This is a genomic window from Citrobacter sp. wls714, assembly GCF_005281025.1.
Taxonomy (GTDB): Bacteria; Pseudomonadota; Gammaproteobacteria; order Enterobacterales; family Enterobacteriaceae; genus Citrobacter; species Citrobacter werkmanii.
The window spans coordinates 32,989-53,586 of sequence record NZ_SZWZ01000027.1 but is presented as its reverse complement, the minus strand read 5'-3'; the positions used below and the strand labels follow the sequence as shown (position 1 = coordinate 53,586).

Sequence of the window (20,598 nt, the reverse complement as noted above, 5' to 3'; positions counted from 1 at the left end):
GGGAAAAAAACAGAAGGTCGCTGACAACCGCGAAGGCTATCAGCAAAAAGGGATAGCCTTAGGAGTTGATCCTGGATGACAGGATAATGAGCCAGTATCTACTGGGTGTGTCCAAGGCGAATGTCCTCTTAGCGTAATCGTGCGCGCATGTTACGCCAGCAAAATTTTGACGTCAACACGCAACGGATGGCGAAAAAGTAATAATTTCCCCTTATACAGAAAGGTTAGCAGAGGGGAATTATTTATCTATGATTTCAGAATATTAACCGGCAGATAGCCGAATGGCGGCTTCGCCTTATCCGGCCTACAAATCAAAATGTTACCTGGTCACCAGGCCCGATAAGCGCAGCGACATCAGGCGATCACACCGTTTCCAGTCTTGCGTAAGCCGCCACCAGCCATTTGATCCCCTGCCCCTGGAACGCGACCTGCAAACGACTGTGCTCGCCGCTTCCTTCGAGGTTGACGATGGTGCCCTCGCCGAACTTCGCGTGGCGTACCCGCTGGCCAAGTTTGTAGCCGGTATCGTTTTCCGCCATTGGCGTGCCCATCCGCTGATGGCTCACCGGACGGCTAACCGTGGCGCGCAGACGCACCTCTTCAACGCACGCTTCCGGCAGTTCGCCAATAAAGCGCGACGGACGATGGTAAACCTCTTTGCCGTACAGACGGCGCGTTTCGGCGTAGGTAAGCGTCAGCTTTTGCATCGCGCGGGTCACGCCGACATAGGCCAGGCGACGTTCTTCTTCGAGACGTCCGCCTTCATCCAGCGACATCTGGCTCGGGAACATGCCTTCTTCCATCCCCACGATAAACACCTGCGGAAACTCAAGCCCTTTCGCCGAGTGCAGGGTCATCAGCTGTACCGCGTCCTGCCAGGTATCCGCCTGTCCTTCGCCCGCTTCCAGCGCAGCATGAGACAGGAACGCCTGCAGCGGCATTAAGTCTTCGTCTTCTTCGTTGTAGCTGAACTGGCGCGTTGCCGTCACCAGTTCATCTAAGTTTTCGATACGCGTCTGACCCTTCTCGCCTTTTTCCTGTTCGTACATCATGCGCAGGCCGGAATCTTTAATCACCCGGTCAGTCTGCACGTGCAGCGGCATATCGGCAGTCTCTTGTGCCAGCGCGTCAATCAATTCCATAAAGCGCTGTAAGGCGCTGGCGGCGCGACCGGCCAGGGCTTTTTCCTGCAGCAGTTCACGACAGGCCTGCCACAGCGTTAGCTGGCGGTCACGCGAGGTCTGGCGCACCACATCTAAAGTACGATCGCCAATCCCGCGGGTTGGCGTATTCACCACACGCTCAAACGCGGCGTCGTCATTGCGGTTAGCGATCAGGCGCAGGTAGGAGAGCGCGTCTTTGATTTCCTGGCGTTCGAAGAAGCGCATCCCGCCATAGATACGATACGGCATGCTAGCCTGTAGTAAGGCTTCTTCCAGCACGCGCGACTGGGCGTTGCTGCGATACAGAATGGCGCATTGTTCCAGCGCGCCGCCGTTGTCCTGCCAGGTTTTGATGCGATTGACCACAAAGCGCGCTTCATCAAGTTCATTGAACGCGCAATACAGCGAGATCGGCTCGCCGTCGACGCCGTCGGTCCACAGTTTTTTACCCAGGCGCCCGTTGTTATTTTCAATCAGGGCGTTAGCTGCGCTCAGAATATTATTGGTCGAGCGATAGTTCTGCTCCAGACGAATGGTTTCTGCGCCCGGGAAATCGTTGAGGAAGCGCTGAATGTTCTCCACCTGCGCCCCACGCCAGCCGTAGATCGACTGATCATCATCGCCCACGATCATCACCTTGCCGGTGTCGCCCGCCAGCAGGCGGATCCAGGCGTACTGAATGTTGTTAGTATCCTGGAATTCGTCCACCAGGATATTGGTAAAGCGTTCGCGGTAGTGCTGCAGAATGTGCGGCTTGTTGAGCCACAGTTCATGGGCGCGCAGCAGCAGTTCGGCGAAATCCACCAGCCCCGCGCGATCGCACGCTTCCTGATAAGCCTGATAGACCTTCTGCCAGGTCTGTTCGACCGGGTTGCCGTAGCTTTGCAGATGGTGCGGGCGCAGCCCTTCGTCTTTCTGGCTGTTGATAAACCACATAGCCTGACGCGGCGGCCACTGCTTTTCGTCCAGGTTCATCGCCTTGATCAGGCGCTTGAGCAGACGCAGTTGGTCCTCGCTGTCGAGGATCTGGAAGTCCTGCGGCAGGTTGGCATCCATATGGTGCGCGCGTAACAGACGGTGCGCCAGACCGTGGAAGGTCCCCACCCACATTCCGCCCTGGCTGGTTCCCATGATCTGACCAATACGGTGGCGCATTTCCGCTGCCGCTTTGTTGGTAAAGGTCACCGCCATAATAGAGTACGGCGAGTTGTTCTCTACCGTCAGTAACCAGGCGATACGGTGCACCAGTACGCGAGTTTTACCACTCCCCGCGCCTGCCAGAACCAGCATGTTGCTGCGTGGCGCGGCCACCGCTTCACGCTGTTTATCATTAAGGCTGTCGAGCAGGTAAGAAACGTCCATTGGCACCGCCGCGTAAAAGTAGGTAAGGCGGAGAAGCGTAGCGCCATCCGCCAAAAAGCTGGGTATATATACAGAGTTCTGCTGGTGATTATATCAGCGAGGTCAGAGATGCCAACTGTGAAATTTCGATATGCGGCAGCAAACGGCTGTCTGCAGTTTGCATCAGGTCGGCATTTTCCGGTTTGATCCAGCAAGCCTGCATACCACAACGAATAGCGCCTGCAACGTCTGTCGTCAGGTCATCGCCCACATGCAGAATCTCACCCACTGGCATTTTCAGTTTATCCGCCGCCAGCGCGTACATGTCGCTGAACGGTTTTGATCGCCCATCGGGACCGGCGCGCAGCACAAATTCAAAGTAATCGCCCAGACCAAACAGCTCCGGCTGCGCGTTACCGTTGGTGATCGCCACCAGCGGCCATTTGCGGGCCAGCGCCTTCAGCGTGTCATGCGTCGATTGCGGAACATCAATGCGGCTACGCCATTTGGCAAAATTCATCATCGCCGCATTCGCCCCCATCAAGGCTTCTGCCGCTGACAGACCTGCCTCCAGCATAGCGCGCTCTACGGCGCGGTGACGCCATTGGGTAACGTCGTGATAGATTTCCGGCTCAGCGTCGCGAACGGCCTGACGTAAGCGCTGTAGGTCGCTATTTTGCAGCGAATTCAACGCCGGATGGTAATTCTGTACAAACGCGAGCGCTTCCTGCTCGGTGCGTGTGATAACAGGACGGTTATCGTAAAGGGTGTCATCAAGGTCAAAGGTGAGCGCAGAAATACGCCCCAAAGGCCGGTAAAAACGCATTATTTCCCCCGTTTGGCGCGCGGATGCGCCGCATCGTACACTGAAGCCAGGTGTTGAAAATCAAGATGGGTATAGATTTGGGTGGTCGAAAGATTGGCATGCCCCAATAACTCCTGCACCCCGCGCAGATCGCCGCTAGACTCCAGCATATGCGTCGCAAAAGAGTGGCGCAATTTGTGGGGATGGACGTGGCTGTTCAGCCCCTGTTTGATACCCCATTCCGCAAAGCGTTTCTGCACGTTACGCGCAGAGATGCGCTTGCCTAGTTTTGACAGGAACAACGCATCGTCATCCCCGCCAAATAAGCCGCGCAGATCCAGCCAGTGCTCAATCCACGCCACCGCATTGCGGCCAATCGGCAGACGACGTTCTTTACTACCCTTGCCCATCACCCACACTTCGCCGGTGTCGAGATCGAGATGTTTAATATCCAGCCCAACCAGTTCAGATAAACGCAGCCCCGCGCCGTACATCACTTCCAGCATCGCCCGGTCGCGCACGGCAAGGGGATCGTTGAGATCGATATCCAGCAGACGATTAACGTCATCGACGTCGATATTTTTAGGTAAGTGACGTGGCGCTTTCGGCGCGGAAACGCTTTTTGCCGGATTGGCTTTCAGCTCGCCCTGATTGACCAGCCAGTCGAAGAAACTGCGTAGTGCGGAGAGACGCAATGCCAGGCTCGCCGGTCCCAACCCTTTACGACGGCTGCGCACGGCAAAACTGCGTACCATTGCAGCATCACATTGTTGCCAGCTTTGCAGACCGGTTTCTCCGGCTAGCGCAATGATGGCATCAAGCTGACGCTGATAATTAAGCAATGTGATCGGGCTAAGCTGGCGCTCAACGCCCAGATAGCGCAAAAAGCGCGCCACATCCTGAGAAAGGGGTGAATCGGTCATACGCGTTCAATCCAGCGCTCCAGCAGCTCCGGCAACATCAGCGAGATTTCCTGCAATAGCTGCGTACCCTGTCCCTGCTGATAATGATTAACGTCACGACTGCTGAATAACATCACGCCCAGGGAACCATCTTGCCCCAGCATCGACATCGCCACCGAACCTATCGCTTTCGCCTCCGGCATCATGACCAACAGTTCCGGTCCATTGAGCGGTCCAAGATAGTGCTGCGACTGGCCCAGACGCTGAATACGCAACGGTTCAAAGGCCTGGCGGCTTAATGCCAGATGCGTAAATTTTGATGGCGCACCGAGTCGCCACCGGTCCGGAAACAGACGAACCGTCGCGCCGGCCAGCCCTAGTTCACGCGCCCAGCGATGAAATCGCATCAGCATATCGTCAAGACTGCTGGCCGACACCAGGCGGCTTTGCAGATTTAGCAGACGATAGAACAGGCTTTCATTGGCGTTGGCTTGTTCCATCAATAACGCCATGTTCTCTTCAAGCACATTAATATGATTACGTGCCCGCGCCATATGCCATTCAACTAAAGAGATCGTGCCCCGCACCGGGTGTGGGACGCGCATCGCTTCAACTGCCCGGGCATTACGGATAAAAAACTCAGGATTACGTTGCAGGTAATCGACGACCGCCCGATCGTCGAGCTCCATGAGCGTTTCCTGTAGTTCTTCCCCTGGTTGCTTCATAAGTGAATAAATCCGTCGTAGACATGTGCCGCCGGGCCAGTCATATACAGCGGATGACCCGGACCTTTCCAGGCGATATCAAGTCGACCGCCAGGTAACTCCACCCTCACCTCTTCTGCCAGCAGGCCCTGCTGAATACCTACCGCAACAGCGGCGCACGCACCGCTGCCGCAGGCCTGCGTTTCGCCCGCCCCGCGCTCGTAGACGCGCAGCCGGATATGCTCGCGCTTTACCACCTGCATAAAGCCGATGTTGGCACGTTCTGGAAAGCGTTCGTGGTTTTCCAGCACCGGTCCCAGCGTTTCCACAGTGGCCGTATCAACATCATCAACCTGAATTACGCAGTGCGGATTCCCCATTGAAACCACGCCGCACAATACTGTCTGTTCGGCCGCGCGCATAATATAGGTCTTCTCTGCTTTGTTGGCGCGAAACGGAACCTGCGAAGGCTCAAAGTTGGGTTCCCCCATATTCACCCGTACCAGCTCGTCGTCGGTTACGGTTAATACCATACGACCATTCGCGGTACTGACGCGAATATCACGCTTATTGGTCAGCCCTTTCAGGCGAACAAAACGGGCAAAACAACGGGCGCCATTGCCACACTGTGACACTTCACTGCCGTCGGCATTAAAAATACGGTAGTGGAAATCCAGCTCCGGATCATACGGAGGTTCAACCACCAGCAACTGATCAAACCCAACGCCGAGATGCCTGTCGGACAGGCGGCGGATCAGCTCTGGTGAGAAAAAGACATTCTGCGTTACCGCGTCGACGACCATAAAATCGTTGCCAAGGCCATGCATTTTAGAGAATTGCATCATTCACTCCGTTCACGCGGGTACAGAAATGTAAATCTATTCCTGCCGTCAGTAATTCACCTGAGAAGGGCCGTCGCTAATCCCACGATCGTTTTTCTCGGGCGTGGTGGATTGCGATTGCGGCTGAACGCTCTTGGTCGGAGGCGGCGCGGTTTTATCTGCTGGCGGGAAATAGAGCGGGCCTTTTAGCCCACAGCCCGTCAGGCTGAACAGAGTTAAAATGACAGCGAGTGGCTTTAACACGTTTTTCATTATGGATTGCCTGTAAAGTTCATGCTTTCTGTTTTCTATCATCGCAGGAGAAGGCGTAAAAGCAAGAGTTAGCCTGTAATCTGCAACGCGTTTTGTTTCAGGTTATACTGCCCTCATCACGAAAAACAGGATAAGAAAATGAACGACAGTGAATTTCATCGCCTTGCTGACACCCTGTGGATGACCATTGAGGAGCGTCTGGACGACTGGGATGGCGACAGCGATATCGATTGTGAGATCAATGGCGGCGTGCTGACCATCAGCTTCGAAAACGGCAGCAAAATCATTATTAACCGTCAGGAGCCGCTGCACCAGGTGTGGCTGGCGACCAAACAGGGCGGCTACCACTTTGACCTGAAAGGCGACGAGTGGATCTGCGACCGTAGCGGCGAAACGTTCTGGGATTTGCTGGAGCAGGCAGCAACGCAGCAGTCGGGAGAAAAGGTGAGCTTCCGTTGATTTATTTGCCGGATGAGATGTGCTTATCCGGCCTACTGTAGGCCCGGTAAGGCGTAGCCGCCACCGGGCGAAAAGCCTCAGGAGAAATACTGCTGCAACATCGGCGTGTCGTTATCCTGATTAGCTGGCGGGACTGGGTTGAGCGGCTGGGTACGGAACGGAATCACCTGCGCACGTCCGTCGGTTTTCACAATCTGATAGAACTGCGGCAGGTTAAAGTTGATGAAGCTGGAGCCGTAGGTAAAGCGATCGTGCGACGATGAATAGAAGCGGCTGACATCACGTACCAGCTCTTCTTTGCTTCCCTCGCAGTGGTGATACACCTCCGCACGGTTACTCTCATCCAGTATATAAATATTAAAGCCCTGCTCATCGCCCGTTTCTTCGAAAAAGAACTGAATGATCCCTTCACTGGCAAAGCCGTCCACCACAGAAGGGAGTTTCACATGGTTCGTTTCAACCTGGACGGAAAGGCCGTGCAGTTTGTTGTGTGAAATCGCACCGTAGAATTCGATGGCGTTTTCCAGTTTCTGTACCGATACGTTCAGACGCTCGAAGAACAGTCCCCACGTCTGACCAGACACGCGCAGCGCTTTGAAGCGCCCGGTTTCCTGGCGGGTGCTGGAAAGGCGCAGCTCGATACACTCAGAGACCAGTTGCTGCACGCGGGTACGGATTAATCCACGCAGATGCTGGCTATAGCAGAACACTTCGACGCTATCCGGCGGCGCGGCATCCTGGTGCATTTTGCCCAGAATTGTTTTTAACGCTTCAATCATTGCCTGCTCGCCGTTGAAGTGCAGCGTACGGACTTCATTCCACGAGTTGCGATACAGCAGGTCGACGCTTCCTACCAGGCAATTTTGCTCTTCGCCAAAGCTGAAGACGTCCAGCTTGCGGAAATCAAAATGCACCACCTGATTACGGAATGCGGCCGTTGGGTCATATTCAAGGTTAACGATAATCGCCAGATGGCGAATTTCACACGGGCTGTAGAGCGCTTTCGGCGTGGGTGCCGGCAGGCGCAGCGGGAAGTGGTGCGATACATCGGCGACCATCTCCTGCAACTTCGGCAAATCGACAATGCCGTTGCCTTTAATAAACAAATGCGTACGCGATGTCAGCAGACCGTTGAACCAGGCCCACGCCACCAGTTTATTGAGATAGCGGTTATATTCCAGCGGCTGATGGCTGATGATCGAATCCATATTCGGCGCACGGTTGTAGAGATACCAACCCGAACGGTTGGCGCGGCCCGGCGGCACATGGATAAAGGTCAGGTTCGGTTCTGAGAGGTCCGGAGATATTTGCGGGTTCACCAGCGTTACCTTGCCCGGCAACGCTTCAAACGCGGCATACAGCTTACGGGTCAGCACACCGATATCCTGCGGACTGGCGCTAACGCTGAGGTTATTGCGCCGCGCAAAGCGGATCAGATTACGATAGCTCTGCATCATCGCATCAAGCAGTTCGTTATGCGCTTCACGTACCTGATCAATCTTCCAGTTAGCGCGGTTATCCAGCATTGTCAGACGAGCTTCGTCCCAGCCCCATTCCTGCACTAACTGACTTAATACTTCACGACGCCAGCCCACGCAGGCGCGCTCGCGGCTCAGTTTCTCACATACTTTTAAGTAGAAACATCGACGCACTAAATCCAGACGCGTCGGGTCTTCGATCGCCGTAAGATATTCGGTAACGCGCTCCAGCATCATGCAGTAGGGATCGAGACCAAAAGAGACGATCTCGCCATCGTGCAGGCGCTGTTTAATGTCTTTCGCCAACAGGCGAGGATTGGGATATTCCCAGGAATAGGCTTCCAGCAGCAGCGTCTTTAGCACTGCTTTGTACGGGGAATCGATACTTTTGTACAGCTGCCAGAGGCTGGCGCCAAAGTACTCTTCGGCGGAGAGCGAACTGAGTCCGCCGAGATCCAGCCATTCGTTTGGCGTTAACACCCCCTGTGCGTAGAGCTTCATGACGTAATCGTCGTAATGCTCTTCTTCGTCGCCCGGCACCATATTCCACAGAATACGTTTGCCCGCGAGGCGCACAGCGGTGCGATAGAATTCATCAAGCAACAGGATATGCTGCGTCGAGCCACAGTCTTCACCACCGAGACTGCCGCTTTCATTGTGACGGAAACGGTTTTCATCAATCAGGAAGAAACTGACTTCCACGCCCAGCGAAGCGGCCCAGCTTTCGAGCAGGCTACATTTACGCTGCAACAGCTGGCGCTCTTCGCTATCCAGCCAGGATTGGTGGCAGACCCAGATATCAAGGTCGGAAGAACAGCTTTGCCCTACCGAAGAGGTACTGCCCATTGAGTAAACGCCAGTGATCGGCAGTTCGCCCTTGGGAGGTTCCTGCGGTGACATGCCGCGGTACAGTTCCAGTTCGTTGAGGTAGTGGCGTTGGGTTTCATCAGGCGTGTAAAAGCATATGCCTTTGGGAACGTTACCATCGAGGTAACCCGGCATCAGAGGGTGGTGGTAGTGCAATAATGTCGGCAGCAGACTGTATACCTGCTGGAAAGCAGGTCCCATGGCAGCAAGCGCGCGATCCACACGCAGTTGATTTATGGCATCCAGTCTCTGTTTCAGAGTCTCAATATAGAGGTACAAGACGTATCGCCTGATGTTGCTATCCGTCATGTTGTCGATTGCTGCGGCGCAAGCGCTCACAATTAATCGTCATCAATTCGGATAAACCGTATGTCAAAAATAACCGTTACCTGTTTTTCGCCCGTATTTTTTTGTGCGGTACAGCCGAAAAAATGGTCTAAAACGTGATCAATTTAACACCTTGCTCATTGACCGTAAAGAAAGATGCGCTACATACAAGTGTAGCACCGTTCGTTACGTGTAAATTCCTTCATACGGTCGGAAGGTTTCTCGTCATTATTCACTGCCACTGATGATGCAGCAGCTTTTCCTCTCACTTACGTTTGAGCGTAACGCTGACATCCCTTTGATAAGGATGTTAGGATGGTCAATGATTGATAATGACGGTAACAAGCATGTTAGACAATGTTTTGAGAATTGCCACACGCCAAAGCCCCCTTGCGCTCTGGCAGGCACATTATGTCAAAGACGCTTTAATGGCAAATCACCCCGGTCTGATCGTGGAACTGGTTCCTATGGTAACCCGTGGCGATGTGATCCTTGATACCCCGCTGGCGAAGGTCGGAGGGAAAGGGTTGTTTGTTAAAGAGCTGGAAGTCGCGCTGCTGGAAAAACGCGCCGATATCGCCGTGCATTCCATGAAGGATGTGCCGGTTGAATTCCCTGACGGTCTTGGACTGGTCACCATTTGCGAGCGAGAGGATCCGCGTGATGCTTTCGTCTCAAATAAGTACAACACGTTGGATGACCTTCCCGCGGGTAGTATTGTCGGGACATCCAGTTTGCGTCGCCAGTGCCAGTTGGCAAAGCGTCGCCCGGATCTCGTCATCCGTTCGCTGCGCGGTAACGTTGGTACGCGCCTCGGCAAACTCGATAACGGCGATTATGACGCCATTATCCTGGCGGTGGCCGGGTTAAAACGTTTAGGGCTTGAGTCGCGAGTCCGTACCGCACTGCCGCCGGAAGTCTCCTTGCCCGCAGTCGGGCAAGGCGCTGTTGGCATAGAGTGCCGACTGGACGATATGCGCACTCAGGCGCTGTTAGCGCCGCTCAATCATGAAGAGACCGCACTACGCGTAACAGCCGAACGCGCCATGAACACCCGCCTCGAAGGGGGATGTCAGGTACCTATCGGCAGCTATGCCGAACTCATCAACGGTGAGATTTGGCTACGCGCGCTGGTCGGCGCGCCTGACGGATCGCAGATGGTATGCGGAGAACGTCGCGGCGCCCCGCAGGATGCAGAAAAGATGGGCATCTCTCTGGCAGAAGAGCTACTGGAAAACGGTGCGCGCGCCATTCTGGCTGAAGTTTATAACGGAGAAGCACCCGCATGAGTATTCTGGTCACCCGCCCGTCTCCCGCAGGGGAAGAGTTAGTGAGCCGTCTGCGCACACTGGGGCAGGTGGCCTGGAGTTTTCCGCTCATCGAGTTTTCCCCGGGTCGGGAACTGGCAACACTCGCCTCCCGACTGTCGGCGTTGACGGATAACGATCTGGTTTTTGCCCTCTCGCAGCACGCTGTCACCTTTGCCGATGCCGAACTTCAGCAACAAGGGAAAAGCTGGCCTTCCCTTCCGCATTATTTTGCCATTGGCCGCACAACGGCGCTGGCGCTGCATACTGTTAGCGGCTGCAATATTCACTATCCTCTGGATCGGGAAATCAGCGAAGTCTTGCTACAATTACCTGAATTACAAAATATTGCGGGAAAACGCGCGCTTATTTTACGCGGCAACGGCGGTCGGGAACTGATAGGTGAAACCCTGACGGCGCGCGGAGCCGATGTTGATTTTTGTGAATGTTATCAACGCAGTGCAAAAAATTACGATGGTGCGGAAGAAGCAATGCGCTGGCAATCTCGCGGCGTGACCACGGTGGTGGTCACCAGCGGAGAGATGTTACAACAGCTCTGGTCGCTCATTCCGCAGTGGTATCGTGAGCACTGGTTACTACGCTGTCGGCTGCTGGTCGTCAGTGAGCGTCTGGCGCACCTCGCCCGGGAACTGGGCTGGCAAGATATTAAGGTCGCTGATAACGCCGACAACGATGCGCTACTACGCGCATTACAATAACTCTCATAATGGGATGCCATAATGACGGAACAAGAAAAATCCTCCGCCGTGGTTGAAGAGACCAGGGAGGCCGTGGAAACCACAGCACAGCCAGTCAATACTGAAAAAAAGGCTAACAACAGCACGGCGCTGATTCTGAGCGCGGTGGCGATTGCTATTGCGCTGGCAGCAGGTGTGGGGCTGTATGGCTGGGGGAAACAGCAGGCAACAACGCAGACGGCAACCAGCGATGCGTTGGCGAACCAGCTGACGGCGCTGCAAAAAGCGCAAGAAAACCAAAAAGCTGAGCTGGAAGGCATTATTAAACAGCAGGCAACGCAGCTTGATGAAGCCACTCGCCAGCAGGCCGCACTGGTCAAACAGCTTGATGAAGTTCAGCAAAAAGTCGCCACTATCTCCGGCAGCGATGCCGGGACATGGCTGCTGGCGCAGGCTGATTTTCTGGTAAAACTGGCCGGTCGTAAATTATGGAGCGATCAGGACGTTACCACCGCAGCGGCGTTGCTGAAAAGCGCCGACGCCAGTCTGGCTGATATGAACGACCCGAGCTTAATTTCCGCCCGTCGTGCGATTACTGACGATATCGCGAGCCTCTCGGCGGTAACTCAGGTCGACTATGACGGCATTATCCTGAAAGTGAATCAGCTCGCTAACCAGATAGATAACCTGCGTCTGGCCGACAACGACACCGACGATTCACCGATGGACTCCGACAGCAGTGAGCTGTCCAGCTCAATTAGTGAATGGCGCGTCAACCTGCAAAAAAGTTGGCAGAGTTTTATGGACAGCTTTATCACTGTTCGCCGTCGAGATGAAACCGCCGTCCCGCTGCTGGCACCGAACCAGGACGTTTACTTACGTGAGAACATTCGTTCTCGCCTGTTAGTAGCCGCCCAGGCCGTACCGCGTCATCAGGAAGAGACATACCGCCAGGCGCTGGAAAATGTCTCCACCTGGGTACGCGCCTACTACGACACCGACGATGCAACCACCAAAGCTTTCCTGGAAGAGGTAGACCAGCTGAGCCAACAAAGCATCAGTATGGATGTGCCAGAAACGCTGCAGAGCCAGGCTATTCTCGACAAATTAATGCAGACCCGTGTTCGTAATTTACTGGCGCAGCCTGTCACAGCGCCGGTTGCCGCCGCTCCTGCTCCTTCGGCAGACAATCCGGCAACCGCGCCGCAAGGAGAATAATGATGCTAAAAGTATTATTGCTCTTTGTACTGTTGATCGCCGGGATCGTCGTTGGTCCAATGATTGCCGGTCATCAGGGCTACGTGCTGATCCAAACCGATAATTACAACATTGAAACCAGCGTGACGGGCCTGGTGATCATCCTGATCGTCGCGATGGTCGTTCTGTTTGCGATTGAATGGTTGCTGCGCCGAATTTTCCGCACAGGTGCGCATACCCGCGGATGGTTTGTCGGCCGTAAGCGTCGCCGCGCCCGCAAACAGACCGAACAAGCGCTGCTCAAGCTGGCAGAAGGCGATTATCAGCAGGTTGAAAAGCTGATGTCGAAAAACGCCGATCATGCTGAACAACCGGTAGTGAATTATCTGCTGGCGGCAGAAGCGGCCCAGCAACGTGGCGATGAAGCGCGCGCGAATCAACACCTTGAGCGTGCAGCTGAACTGGCCGGGAATGATACGATCCCGGTAGAAATCGCTCGCGTTCGCCTGCAACTGGCGCGTAATGAAAATCACGCCGCACGCCACAGCGTAGACAAGCTGCTGGAGGTGACGCCACGTCATCCGGAAGTGCTGCGTCTGGCTGAGCAGGCCTACATTCGCACCGGCGCATGGAGTTCGTTACTGGATATCATTCCATCTATGGCTAAAGCGCATGTGGGTGATGAAGAGCATCGCGCTATGCTGGAACAACAGGCATGGGTTGGCTTGATGGATCAGGTCCGCGCCGATCAGGGCAGTGAGGGACTACGTGCCTGGTGGAAAAACCAGAACCGTAAAACCCGTCATCAGGTTGCCCTGCAGGTAGCGATGGCTGAACATCTGATTGAGTGCGACGATCATGATACGGCGCAGCAGGTCATCATTGATGGTCTGAAACGTCAGTATGACGACCGTCTGGTGCTGCCGATCCCGCGCCTGAAAACCAACAACCCGGAACAGATAGAAAAAGTGTTGCGCCAGCAGATTAAGGCCGTTGGCGATCGCCCGTTGCTGTGGAGCACGCTGGGGCAATCGTTAATGAAGCATGGCGAATGGCAGGAAGCCACGCTCGCCTTCCGTGCTGCGCTCAAACAGCGCCCGGACGCCTACGACTACGCCTGGCTTGCTGACGCGCTGGACAGACTGCATCAGCCGGAAGAAGCCGCCACCATGCGCCGTGATGGCCTGATGTTGACGCTGCAGAACAACAATCCCCCGCAGTAATTCCCTCTTGCCCGGTGGCGCTTCGCTTACCGGGCCTACCGTCTACACAAAATCATTCAAGATGCATAAAAAAACGCCCGCTCGGTAAGGAGCAGGCGTTAAACAGGTCTGTATGACAACATAATGGGTGCTTCACTCAACGTTATGTCCATGGTGTTTGATGAGGCCTGAGCGACATCTGTCTGTGGACGATAAGCACCGTAAACGGCTCTGCATCATTCCTGAGTTTATGAGGCCTGATTGCGAACATAAGAGATGGAATGAGCATCTACCCGTATATTATTGCACAACGCATGCCACGATTGCACTGCAAAAACCAGGTATTTGAACTTTTTAAGACATCAGGTAATTCGCGGGAATAAGGGCTGTGAAGGGAAATCAGAAAACAAAAAACCCCGCCGAAGCGGGGTTCAAAATTGGTCGGCGAGAGAGGATTCGAACCTCCGACCCACTGGTCCCAAACCAGTTGCGCTACCAAGCTGCGCTACTCGCCGTTTTACTGCTTTTTGAATTTTTAGTTCAATTCTTTAAGTCGTGGTGCGAGGGGGGGGACTCGAACCCCCACATCCTAAGGACACTAACACCTGAAGCTAGCGCGTCTACCAATTCCGCCACCTTCGCATTTCACAACTTTAAATTAATGGGGTGGCTAATGGGATTCGAACCCACGACAACTGGAATCACAATCCAGGGCTCTACCAACTGAGCTATAGCCACCACTGCAAATCTTTTACGCGGTATTAAAACCACCGCAGCTCCGGCACCTAACTAAATGGTGCGCCCGACAGGATTCGAACCTGAGACCTCTGCCTCCGGAGGGCAGCGCTCTATCCAGCTGAGCTACGGGCGCTTAGCGCCGTTGCGGGGCTGGATATTACGGAGGTCTCGGTCTTCTGTCTAGTGCTTTTTTAAAATAAATTATCGTTTGGTCATGGTTTGTGCGTTTTGTCGCTTATTCCCGCAATTTATGGGCTGTGCCATGACGATTCAGGCCAAAAACCTTATAAATGAGCGTCACGCCCAGTAAGAAGATAATGCCAACAAACAGCGACATTCGGGTATCTTCATTGAAGTACATGCCGATTAATACGCAAATCAGGAACGCCATCGTCAAATAATTTGCCCACGGGAACAAAATCGAGCGGAAAGGATGACTGGCGATCGCCGCTTTATGCGCCTGACGGAAACGCAGCTGGCTTATCAGGATCACAAACCACGGCACCATCCCCGGCAGCACGCTGGCGCTATAAACATACACGAACACACGCTGCGGGTTGGGAATGATGTAGTTCAGGCACGAACCAATCAGCAGGATCGCGATAGAAATCGCCACACCAGCAACTGGCACGCCATGGCGAGATACTTTTCCAACAACAGCAGGTAGCTGGCGATTCTTTGCCAACGCGTAGAGCATACGCCCACAGCTGTACATGCCGCTGTTACAGCCTGACAGCGCCGCCGTCAGGACCACAAAGTTAATAATCCCTGCCGCGGCGGTAATACCAATCTTGGCAAAAGTGAGCACAAATGGGCTGCCGTTGCTGCCAATCTCGTTCCACGGGAAAATAGTGACGATAACAAAGATCGCGCCGACGTAGAAAATCAGGATACGCCACAGCACCTTCCCCACCGCGCTACGCAGCGTGACCTGGGGGTTCTTCGCCTCACCCGCAGTAATGCCGATCAGCTCCACGCCCTGGTAGGACGCCACAACAATACACAATGCCGTCAGGAAGCCCTTCCAGCCGCCGGCAAAGAAGCCGCCATGCTCGGTCAGGTTGCCAAAGCCAATCGCCTGGCCGCCATTGCCAAAGCCGAAGAAAATCACTCCTAACCCAATGACGATCATCACAATGATGGTGGTCACTTTGATCATGGCAAACCAGAATTCAATTTCACCATACAGGCGAACCGCGGCGAGGTTTGCCAGCGCAACCAGCCCGACAGCAATCAGGGCGGGTATCCATTGAGCCATTTCCGGGAACCAGAACTGTACGTACACCCCGATAGCGGTAATCTCTGATATCCCTACCGCCATCCACATAAACCAGTATGACCAGGCGGTGAGATAGCCAAAGAAAGGACTCATGTAACGGTGCGCGTAAACAGCGAATGAACCGGCAACCGGCTCGAGGAATAACATCTCCCCCATGGAACGCATAATGAAAAAAACAAACAGCCCTGCGACGATATACGCCAGCAGGACCGAAGGTCCCGCCCATTTCAGGGTACTGGCGGCGCCCATAAACAGTCCGACGCCAATAGTGCCTCCAAGGGCAATTAATTCGATGTGACGAGCCTCCAGCCCACGCTGTAGCTCAGGTTTGTTCTCGGCCATAAATCCTCTTGATGTGTTTGCATGCTGTCCGGTATTACCGGTTCTCGTTATGGGTACATCTTGTTATTCCATAACAGGCCATACGGCACCGACCGCTTAACGGTTGGCGCCAAAACACCACGGCACTGTAATGATTGTTGCGAATGGTTTCCTAAAATCGCTTAAATGGCAATTAAAGCATTCAAAAAATGAATAGATTGTGCGAGAAAGCAGCGATTATGTTGTGAATAAGTAGCGTGATTAGCAGATCACGCTACTTATCAGAGGAGAGAGCGTCAGAGGTTGCCGGTATAGTGCCAACGGAGATAGCGCAACAAACGAAGTTGACGGGTGATACGGCTCGGCTGTGACAGTAAGCGATACAGCCACTCCAGCCCCAGATTTTGCCAGAGTTTAGGCGCCCGCTTAACGTGACCGGTAAAGACGTCGTAGGTACCACCCACCCCCATATACAGCGCTTCAGGGTGGATCTTCCGGCAATCACGCATAAAAATTTCTTGTTTCGGCGACCCCATCGCCACCGTCACAATTTGCGCACCGCTGGCGTGGATACGCTCAAACAATTCCTGACGCTGCTCCGGCGTAAAATAACCGTCCTGGCTACCCACAATGTTCACATGCCACTGCGCACGCAATTTGGCTTCGGTTTGCGCCAGAACCTCAGGCTTGCCGCCAATCAGGAAAACAGGCGTTCCCTCCTGCCCGGCTCTCGCCATTAGCGCTTCCCAGAGATCGGCCCCCGCTACGCGTGAAACCTGCGCCTGCGGGAATTTTTTACGCACCGAACGCACCACGCTAATGCCATCCGCATATTTGAACTCAGCGGCGTTAATCAGATCCCACACTTCAGGGTTATCTTCTGCCGTCAGCATTTTCTCGGCATTGATAGCCACCAGCGTCCCAGGCCTGAGGCGTCCTTCGGCAAACAGGTAATTTAGCGCGTGTTGCATATCGCGCCAGCCAATCAGTTGTAACCCGCGCAGCGAATAGAGTGGCGCAGTTGTGTTATCTGTCATTACGATCCTTCAATCTGTGTCCGGGGCAGCGATTTAATTCGTTTATGGATAAGTCCCGCGCTATCGAATAACCAGAACAGCAATTTTGCCACCAGCAGACAAACGCCGAAAATCACGAGGAAAAAGACCACTCGCGAGACAAACGAATCCAGTCCTTCACGTGCCAAAACGATCATATTGAAAATGGCGCCAAAACAGAAACTGTGCAAAATGGCCGCCTTGTAGCGATTGGTTTCGCGGTTACCTAATTCATATAGCCAGTCGAACCATTTAATGATTAACCCGACGACAATCGCACCTAACGGTATAAACAGCGCCCCGCCCATCACCACCAGCGAACCAATTAACGTTGGCGAAATCGCCAGCCCCGAGTGGTTGTTCAACACCTCCCAGGTAAAGTAGTTCGCGGAGTTGAGTACGATACTCGGGCGCCCAGGCCACAGCCAGGAGGGGATAAAGACATAGAAATCACGGACGATCGGCGCCAACCCCTGGAACTCAATATTGTGGTAGTTCTGCAGCAACAGCGCCAGATTTTCCCATGGCGAGAAGGTATCACGAGTCAGGTACAGGAACGTATAGAACGCCTCGTCACCGCTCACGTTCATCCCGTAGCGTTTCAGCGCCAGCCAGAACATACCGACGATGCCCAACACGCCTGCGGCGGCCAGCATCCACAGCGAAATCCAACCACGAATAATGCCGATAAACAGGAAGATGGCAAACGCAATAATAATATTGGCGCGCGTTCCCCCCACAATCATATAGGTCAACAAGCCAAACGCGACGGTGCTTACCAGGAAGAACAGCCACGCTTTGCTGTCCTGGCGCAGGAAGTAGACCACCAACATTGCCGGAATGAAGAAGTAGAAGAAGCGCTTCAACGCCACTCCAGAGACTTCGCTGGAAAAAATCTGGCTGTAGGATTGCAGTCTGAACAGCAGGAACCCATTGTGCATAAAGAAGACGCCCACGCTCACCAACGCAATCGCCATCAGGATAACCCAGGTCAAATGGGCCTCCACGCGATTGATAGTAAATAGCGGCCTGCGCGGCTTATTCTCTACGCGCTTACGTAAGCGCGTTTTATACGTCACGTAGTAAACGGCATAGAAACAGGCGGCTGACAGCAAAGCCTGCAGCAGGATCTCCGGTGGTGCTACCGCCACATCAAAACGGAACACCAGGATGCTGGTCAGCGGGAATCCGAAGAAGAACGTCAGCAAAAACAGCAACGAGAAAAAGACGTTGAAGTTAAAACGCACGCGGCGGAATTCAAACCAGGTCAGCGTGGCGATAAACAAAGTGGAGAGCAGCCAGACCACCAGCAGACCGCTGAATTGCATCAGGCTCATTTGATTTCTCCTGAAGCAATGCGCAGCGCGTGATGCCACGGCTGCAGATAATTCGGGCTAAAGAAGGTGATCGTATTTTTATCTACCAACGCCAGTTGGCGCTGCGCTTCGCGTACAAGACCTTCATTGAGTTGATCTGTCGTAAACAGGACCGGGATATTTTGCTCTGCCATATCCTGCCAGAAAGGATTTTCACGGTTGAGCACGCACGGGATACCGGCCTGGATTAACAAACACAGGGTGCCGATCCCTTGCTGACGGGCAAAAATAAAGTAGCCCAGATCGCACTGACGCAGTAGTGCCAGATAGGCATCAAACTCCAGTTTTTCGCTCAATATTTGCAAATTATCAGCGCTAAATAGTGCCAGACCCGCCTGACGAACCTCATCGATATAGGTCGTATTATTCGCAGGATACCCCATCGGCACTATCACATTCACCGTATCACCAAACTGCTGGTGAACAGCATGTAGCGCGGCAATATGCTCATTGCTGCGATCGCCAGAGTTGCCAACCAACACCGTCATCTTACCGCTGCGCTGACTTTCACTGCTCAGATTATTGAGCGAGGGATCCATCCGCGTTGGGAAATAGAGCAGCTCGCCACGAACGTGCGGATGCTGCCCAGCGAAATAACGTAAATCGCCGCGCGTAGCAAACACGCAGCCCACGCGATTCTGCGCCATGCGACGAATCGGGTAAAACAGGCGGAATTTCAGCCCACTGGAAACTTCATATAAATCCGCGCCCCAGATGTGCCAGTAAAACTGCTCCGGTTTAATTCCCCCGCTCAGCAGCGCCAGCCACAGGCTGGTGTTGAACTGACCATGAAAGAAGAAGCGCTGCTGGCGATTCGCTTTCGCCTTCGCAATAACCGCCTGGGCTAGCGCCTTTTTCCCGTCGTAGAAACTCAGCGATAACGCCGGGCAGCTCTCACTGAATCCAGCATCCTGGCCTGCAACCATAAACGTGCGCGCGTGCTCGCTCGTCGCAGCCAGCGAATCGTTAAAAAACCGCAGCACGGTTTGGTTATGGTGAGGGATATCCGATCCCAGAACGTGAATCAGTACAGTCATGCCCGCCTACGCCAGAGTAAAAACACGCCACAACAAAGAGAAAAATAGACGATGTATGTTGCCATATACGCCTGCGCTGCTCCCAGAGCACCGTGTGCCGGGATCAGCCAGTGGGCAAACGCCGTCAATAACATGAACTGGCTAATTTCAGCCAAAATATAAAACCGCAACGACGCTTTCGCGATCACCAGATAACCAAAAACGTAAGCGCCAACTTTCAGTACATCGCCGACCAGTTGCCAGGCAAACAGGTCGCGCATGGCGGTGAATTTTGCGGAAAAGAGCAGCCAGATCGCAAAATCACGCAATAGCCAAACGGTAAAGCTCGCGGCGGCAACCGCCGGCAGCACAAACTTCAACGACTTAATGACCTCGCGGGTAATGTCACGCTTTTCGGTCAGCCGCGACAACGTCGGCAGCAAGTAAACGCTGAATGAGGCGGTAATAAATTGCAGATAGGCATCGGAGATACTGCTGACTCCCTGCCAGATCCCCACATCATCCCAACTGTACTGCGCCGCCAGCAGGTTTCGCATCATCACGTATGCCACAGGCAGCGTCACGGATGTAATCAGTGCCATCAGCGTAAACTTGCTTAGCTGCCCGGCCAGACCATGGTCCCACGAGGGCTTCAGGTAATGCAGCGGAATAGTTCCACGCTTAAGCAGCATAATGATGGCAGGGATAACGACCAGCGCTGGCACCAGAGCCAGCCCCAGCAAGGCGCCTTCATAGCCCCCCAGGCGATAGCAGCCATAGTAAGCTACTACGCCCACCAGGCTACCCACAATCAGCGACAGCGCGTTGCCTGCCGCATCGCGGAAGCCTTTCATCAGCGCCAGCAGCAGGTTAGCCCAGGCGATGCCCATCTGCACCAGCGCAACCAGTCGAACCAGCCCCTGATAATGCGTATGGCCAAACAACCCCTGACTGATCGGCGCGGCCGCCAGCAGAAAAACCGCCGCCATCAGCGTAGAAAATCCCATTACCATTGCGGAAGATGTACCGACCACCTTACGGAGCCGGGCCGGATCGTCATGGTGCTGCGCAACGTATTTCGTGACGCCGTTGAAAATGCCGGCCCCCGCCAATACGCCCAGCACAGTGACCATTTGGCGAAAATTACCCGCCTGACCCACACCTGCCGGGCCAAAGGAGACGGCCAATAACTTCACCACCAGCAAACCCGCACCAATTTTTACCAGCGTACTGGCCGCCGTCCATAAGGACGCTTTAGCAAGCGACATA

At 54.1% G+C, this 20,598-nt stretch carries 18 protein-coding genes and 4 tRNA genes; 5 read left to right on the top strand and 17 right to left on the bottom strand.

All coding sequences use genetic code 11. The annotated features are described in order from the left end of the window. Positions 1 to 58: 58 nt before the first annotated feature. The 7 genes from ysgD to FDX11_RS04735 form a co-directional block, all read right to left on the bottom strand. Positions 59 to 115, bottom strand: a complete 57-nt coding sequence (gene ysgD / locus FDX11_RS25225) for a YsgD/CorL family protein (protein WP_212723238.1) — start codon at positions 113 to 115, stop codon at positions 59 to 61. Positions 116 to 362: 247 nt separating this feature from the next. Further along, positions 363 to 2,525, bottom strand: coding sequence for a DNA helicase II (gene uvrD, locus FDX11_RS04760; protein WP_038634502.1), 2,163 nt, complete (start codon positions 2,523 to 2,525; stop codon positions 363 to 365). Between the two features lie 88 nt (positions 2,526 to 2,613). After that, positions 2,614 to 3,330, bottom strand: coding sequence for a 5-amino-6-(5-phospho-D-ribitylamino)uracil phosphatase YigB (gene yigB / locus FDX11_RS04755; protein WP_137361400.1), 717 nt, complete (start codon positions 3,328 to 3,330; stop codon positions 2,614 to 2,616). Next, positions 3,330 to 4,232: a tyrosine recombinase XerC gene (xerC, locus tag FDX11_RS04750; protein WP_006686068.1), complete on the bottom strand. Its 903-nt coding sequence runs from the start codon at positions 4,230 to 4,232 to the stop codon at positions 3,330 to 3,332. The genes yigB and xerC overlap by 1 nt, the downstream gene beginning before the upstream one ends. Further along, positions 4,229 to 4,936 (bottom strand): DUF484 domain-containing protein, encoded by a 708-nt coding sequence (locus FDX11_RS04745; protein WP_038634510.1) that lies wholly within the window; start codon positions 4,934 to 4,936, stop codon positions 4,229 to 4,231. Before FDX11_RS04745 ends, xerC begins: the two co-directional genes overlap by 4 nt. Next, the gene (gene dapF, locus FDX11_RS04740) at positions 4,933 to 5,757 is read right to left on the bottom strand and encodes a diaminopimelate epimerase (protein WP_042314013.1); all 825 of its coding nucleotides are present in this window, start codon (positions 5,755 to 5,757) and stop codon (positions 4,933 to 4,935) included. The genes FDX11_RS04745 and dapF overlap by 4 nt, the downstream gene beginning before the upstream one ends. A gap of 48 nt (positions 5,758 to 5,805) precedes the next feature. After that, positions 5,806 to 6,009 carry a lipoprotein gene (locus tag FDX11_RS04735; RefSeq protein WP_032940199.1) on the bottom strand — a complete coding sequence of 68 codons (204 nt, stop codon included), beginning with the start codon at positions 6,007 to 6,009 and terminating at the stop codon, positions 5,806 to 5,808. 138 nt (positions 6,010 to 6,147) lie between these two features. Between FDX11_RS04735 and cyaY the strand changes: the two genes are divergently transcribed. After that, entirely contained in the window at positions 6,148 to 6,468 is a 321-nt protein-coding gene (gene cyaY, locus FDX11_RS04730; protein ID WP_061381051.1) for an iron donor protein CyaY, read from the top strand. A gap of 77 nt (positions 6,469 to 6,545) precedes the next feature. Here the strand turns inward: cyaY and cyaA are convergent, their stop codons facing one another. Then, the gene (gene cyaA, locus FDX11_RS04725) at positions 6,546 to 9,092 is read right to left on the bottom strand and encodes a class I adenylate cyclase (protein WP_079225747.1); all 2,547 of its coding nucleotides are present in this window, start codon (positions 9,090 to 9,092) and stop codon (positions 6,546 to 6,548) included. A 395-nt stretch (positions 9,093 to 9,487) separates the two neighbouring features. Between cyaA and hemC the strand changes: the two genes are divergently transcribed. Genes hemC through hemY form a run of 4 tightly spaced genes read left to right on the top strand, consistent with a single transcriptional unit; the run spans position 9,488 to position 13,565 of the window. Continuing rightward, positions 9,488 to 10,429, top strand: coding sequence for a hydroxymethylbilane synthase (gene hemC, locus FDX11_RS04720; RefSeq protein ID WP_042314016.1), 942 nt, complete (start codon positions 9,488 to 9,490; stop codon positions 10,427 to 10,429). Continuing rightward, a complete protein-coding gene (gene hemD, locus FDX11_RS04715) occupies positions 10,426 to 11,166 on the top strand; it encodes a uroporphyrinogen-III synthase (protein ID WP_042314019.1) in 741 nt (246 codons plus the stop codon). Before hemC ends, hemD begins: the two co-directional genes overlap by 4 nt. A 21-nt stretch (positions 11,167 to 11,187) precedes the next feature. After that, positions 11,188 to 12,363, top strand: coding sequence for a uroporphyrinogen-III C-methyltransferase (gene hemX / locus FDX11_RS04710; protein ID WP_137397564.1), 1,176 nt, complete (start codon positions 11,188 to 11,190; stop codon positions 12,361 to 12,363). 2 nt (positions 12,364 to 12,365) lie between these two features. Beyond that, entirely contained in the window at positions 12,366 to 13,565 is a 1,200-nt protein-coding gene (hemY, locus tag FDX11_RS04705; RefSeq protein ID WP_137348875.1) for a protoheme IX biogenesis protein HemY, read from the top strand. 417 nt (positions 13,566 to 13,982) lie between these two features. Here the strand turns inward: hemY and FDX11_RS04700 are convergent. The 9 genes from FDX11_RS04700 to wzxE all read right to left on the bottom strand — a co-directional run bounded on the left by FDX11_RS04700 (position 13,983) and on the right by wzxE (position 20,597). After that, positions 13,983 to 14,059 (bottom strand) — tRNA-Pro (locus tag FDX11_RS04700). A 41-nt stretch (positions 14,060 to 14,100) separates the two neighbouring features. Then, positions 14,101 to 14,186 (bottom strand) — tRNA-Leu (locus FDX11_RS04695). A gap of 20 nt (positions 14,187 to 14,206) precedes the next feature. Beyond that, positions 14,207 to 14,282: transfer RNA gene (locus FDX11_RS04690), tRNA-His, on the bottom strand. A 56-nt stretch (positions 14,283 to 14,338) separates the two neighbouring features. Beyond that, a tRNA-Arg gene (locus tag FDX11_RS04685) sits at positions 14,339 to 14,415 on the bottom strand. Between the two features lie 102 nt (positions 14,416 to 14,517). Further along, the gene (locus FDX11_RS04680; RefSeq protein ID WP_061381052.1) at positions 14,518 to 15,903 is read right to left on the bottom strand and encodes an amino acid permease; all 1,386 of its coding nucleotides are present in this window, start codon (positions 15,901 to 15,903) and stop codon (positions 14,518 to 14,520) included. 275 nt (positions 15,904 to 16,178) lie between these two features. Further along, on the bottom strand, positions 16,179 to 16,919 hold the full coding sequence (gene wecG / locus FDX11_RS04675) for a lipopolysaccharide N-acetylmannosaminouronosyltransferase (RefSeq protein WP_137348862.1): 741 nt from the start codon (positions 16,917 to 16,919) through the stop codon (positions 16,179 to 16,181). Continuing rightward, entirely contained in the window at positions 16,919 to 18,274 is a 1,356-nt protein-coding gene (gene wzyE / locus FDX11_RS04670; protein WP_137361405.1) for an ECA oligosaccharide polymerase, read from the bottom strand. The genes wecG and wzyE overlap by 1 nt, the downstream gene beginning before the upstream one ends. Then, positions 18,271 to 19,350 carry a TDP-N-acetylfucosamine:lipid II N-acetylfucosaminyltransferase gene (locus tag FDX11_RS04665; protein ID WP_137397563.1) on the bottom strand — a complete coding sequence of 360 codons (1,080 nt, stop codon included), beginning with the start codon at positions 19,348 to 19,350 and terminating at the stop codon, positions 18,271 to 18,273. Before FDX11_RS04665 ends, wzyE begins: the two co-directional genes overlap by 4 nt. Beyond that, positions 19,347 to 20,597 (bottom strand): lipid III flippase WzxE, encoded by a 1,251-nt coding sequence (gene wzxE / locus FDX11_RS04660; RefSeq protein WP_137397562.1) that lies wholly within the window; start codon positions 20,595 to 20,597, stop codon positions 19,347 to 19,349. Before wzxE ends, FDX11_RS04665 begins: the two co-directional genes overlap by 4 nt. Position 20,598: the final 1 nt, after the last annotated feature.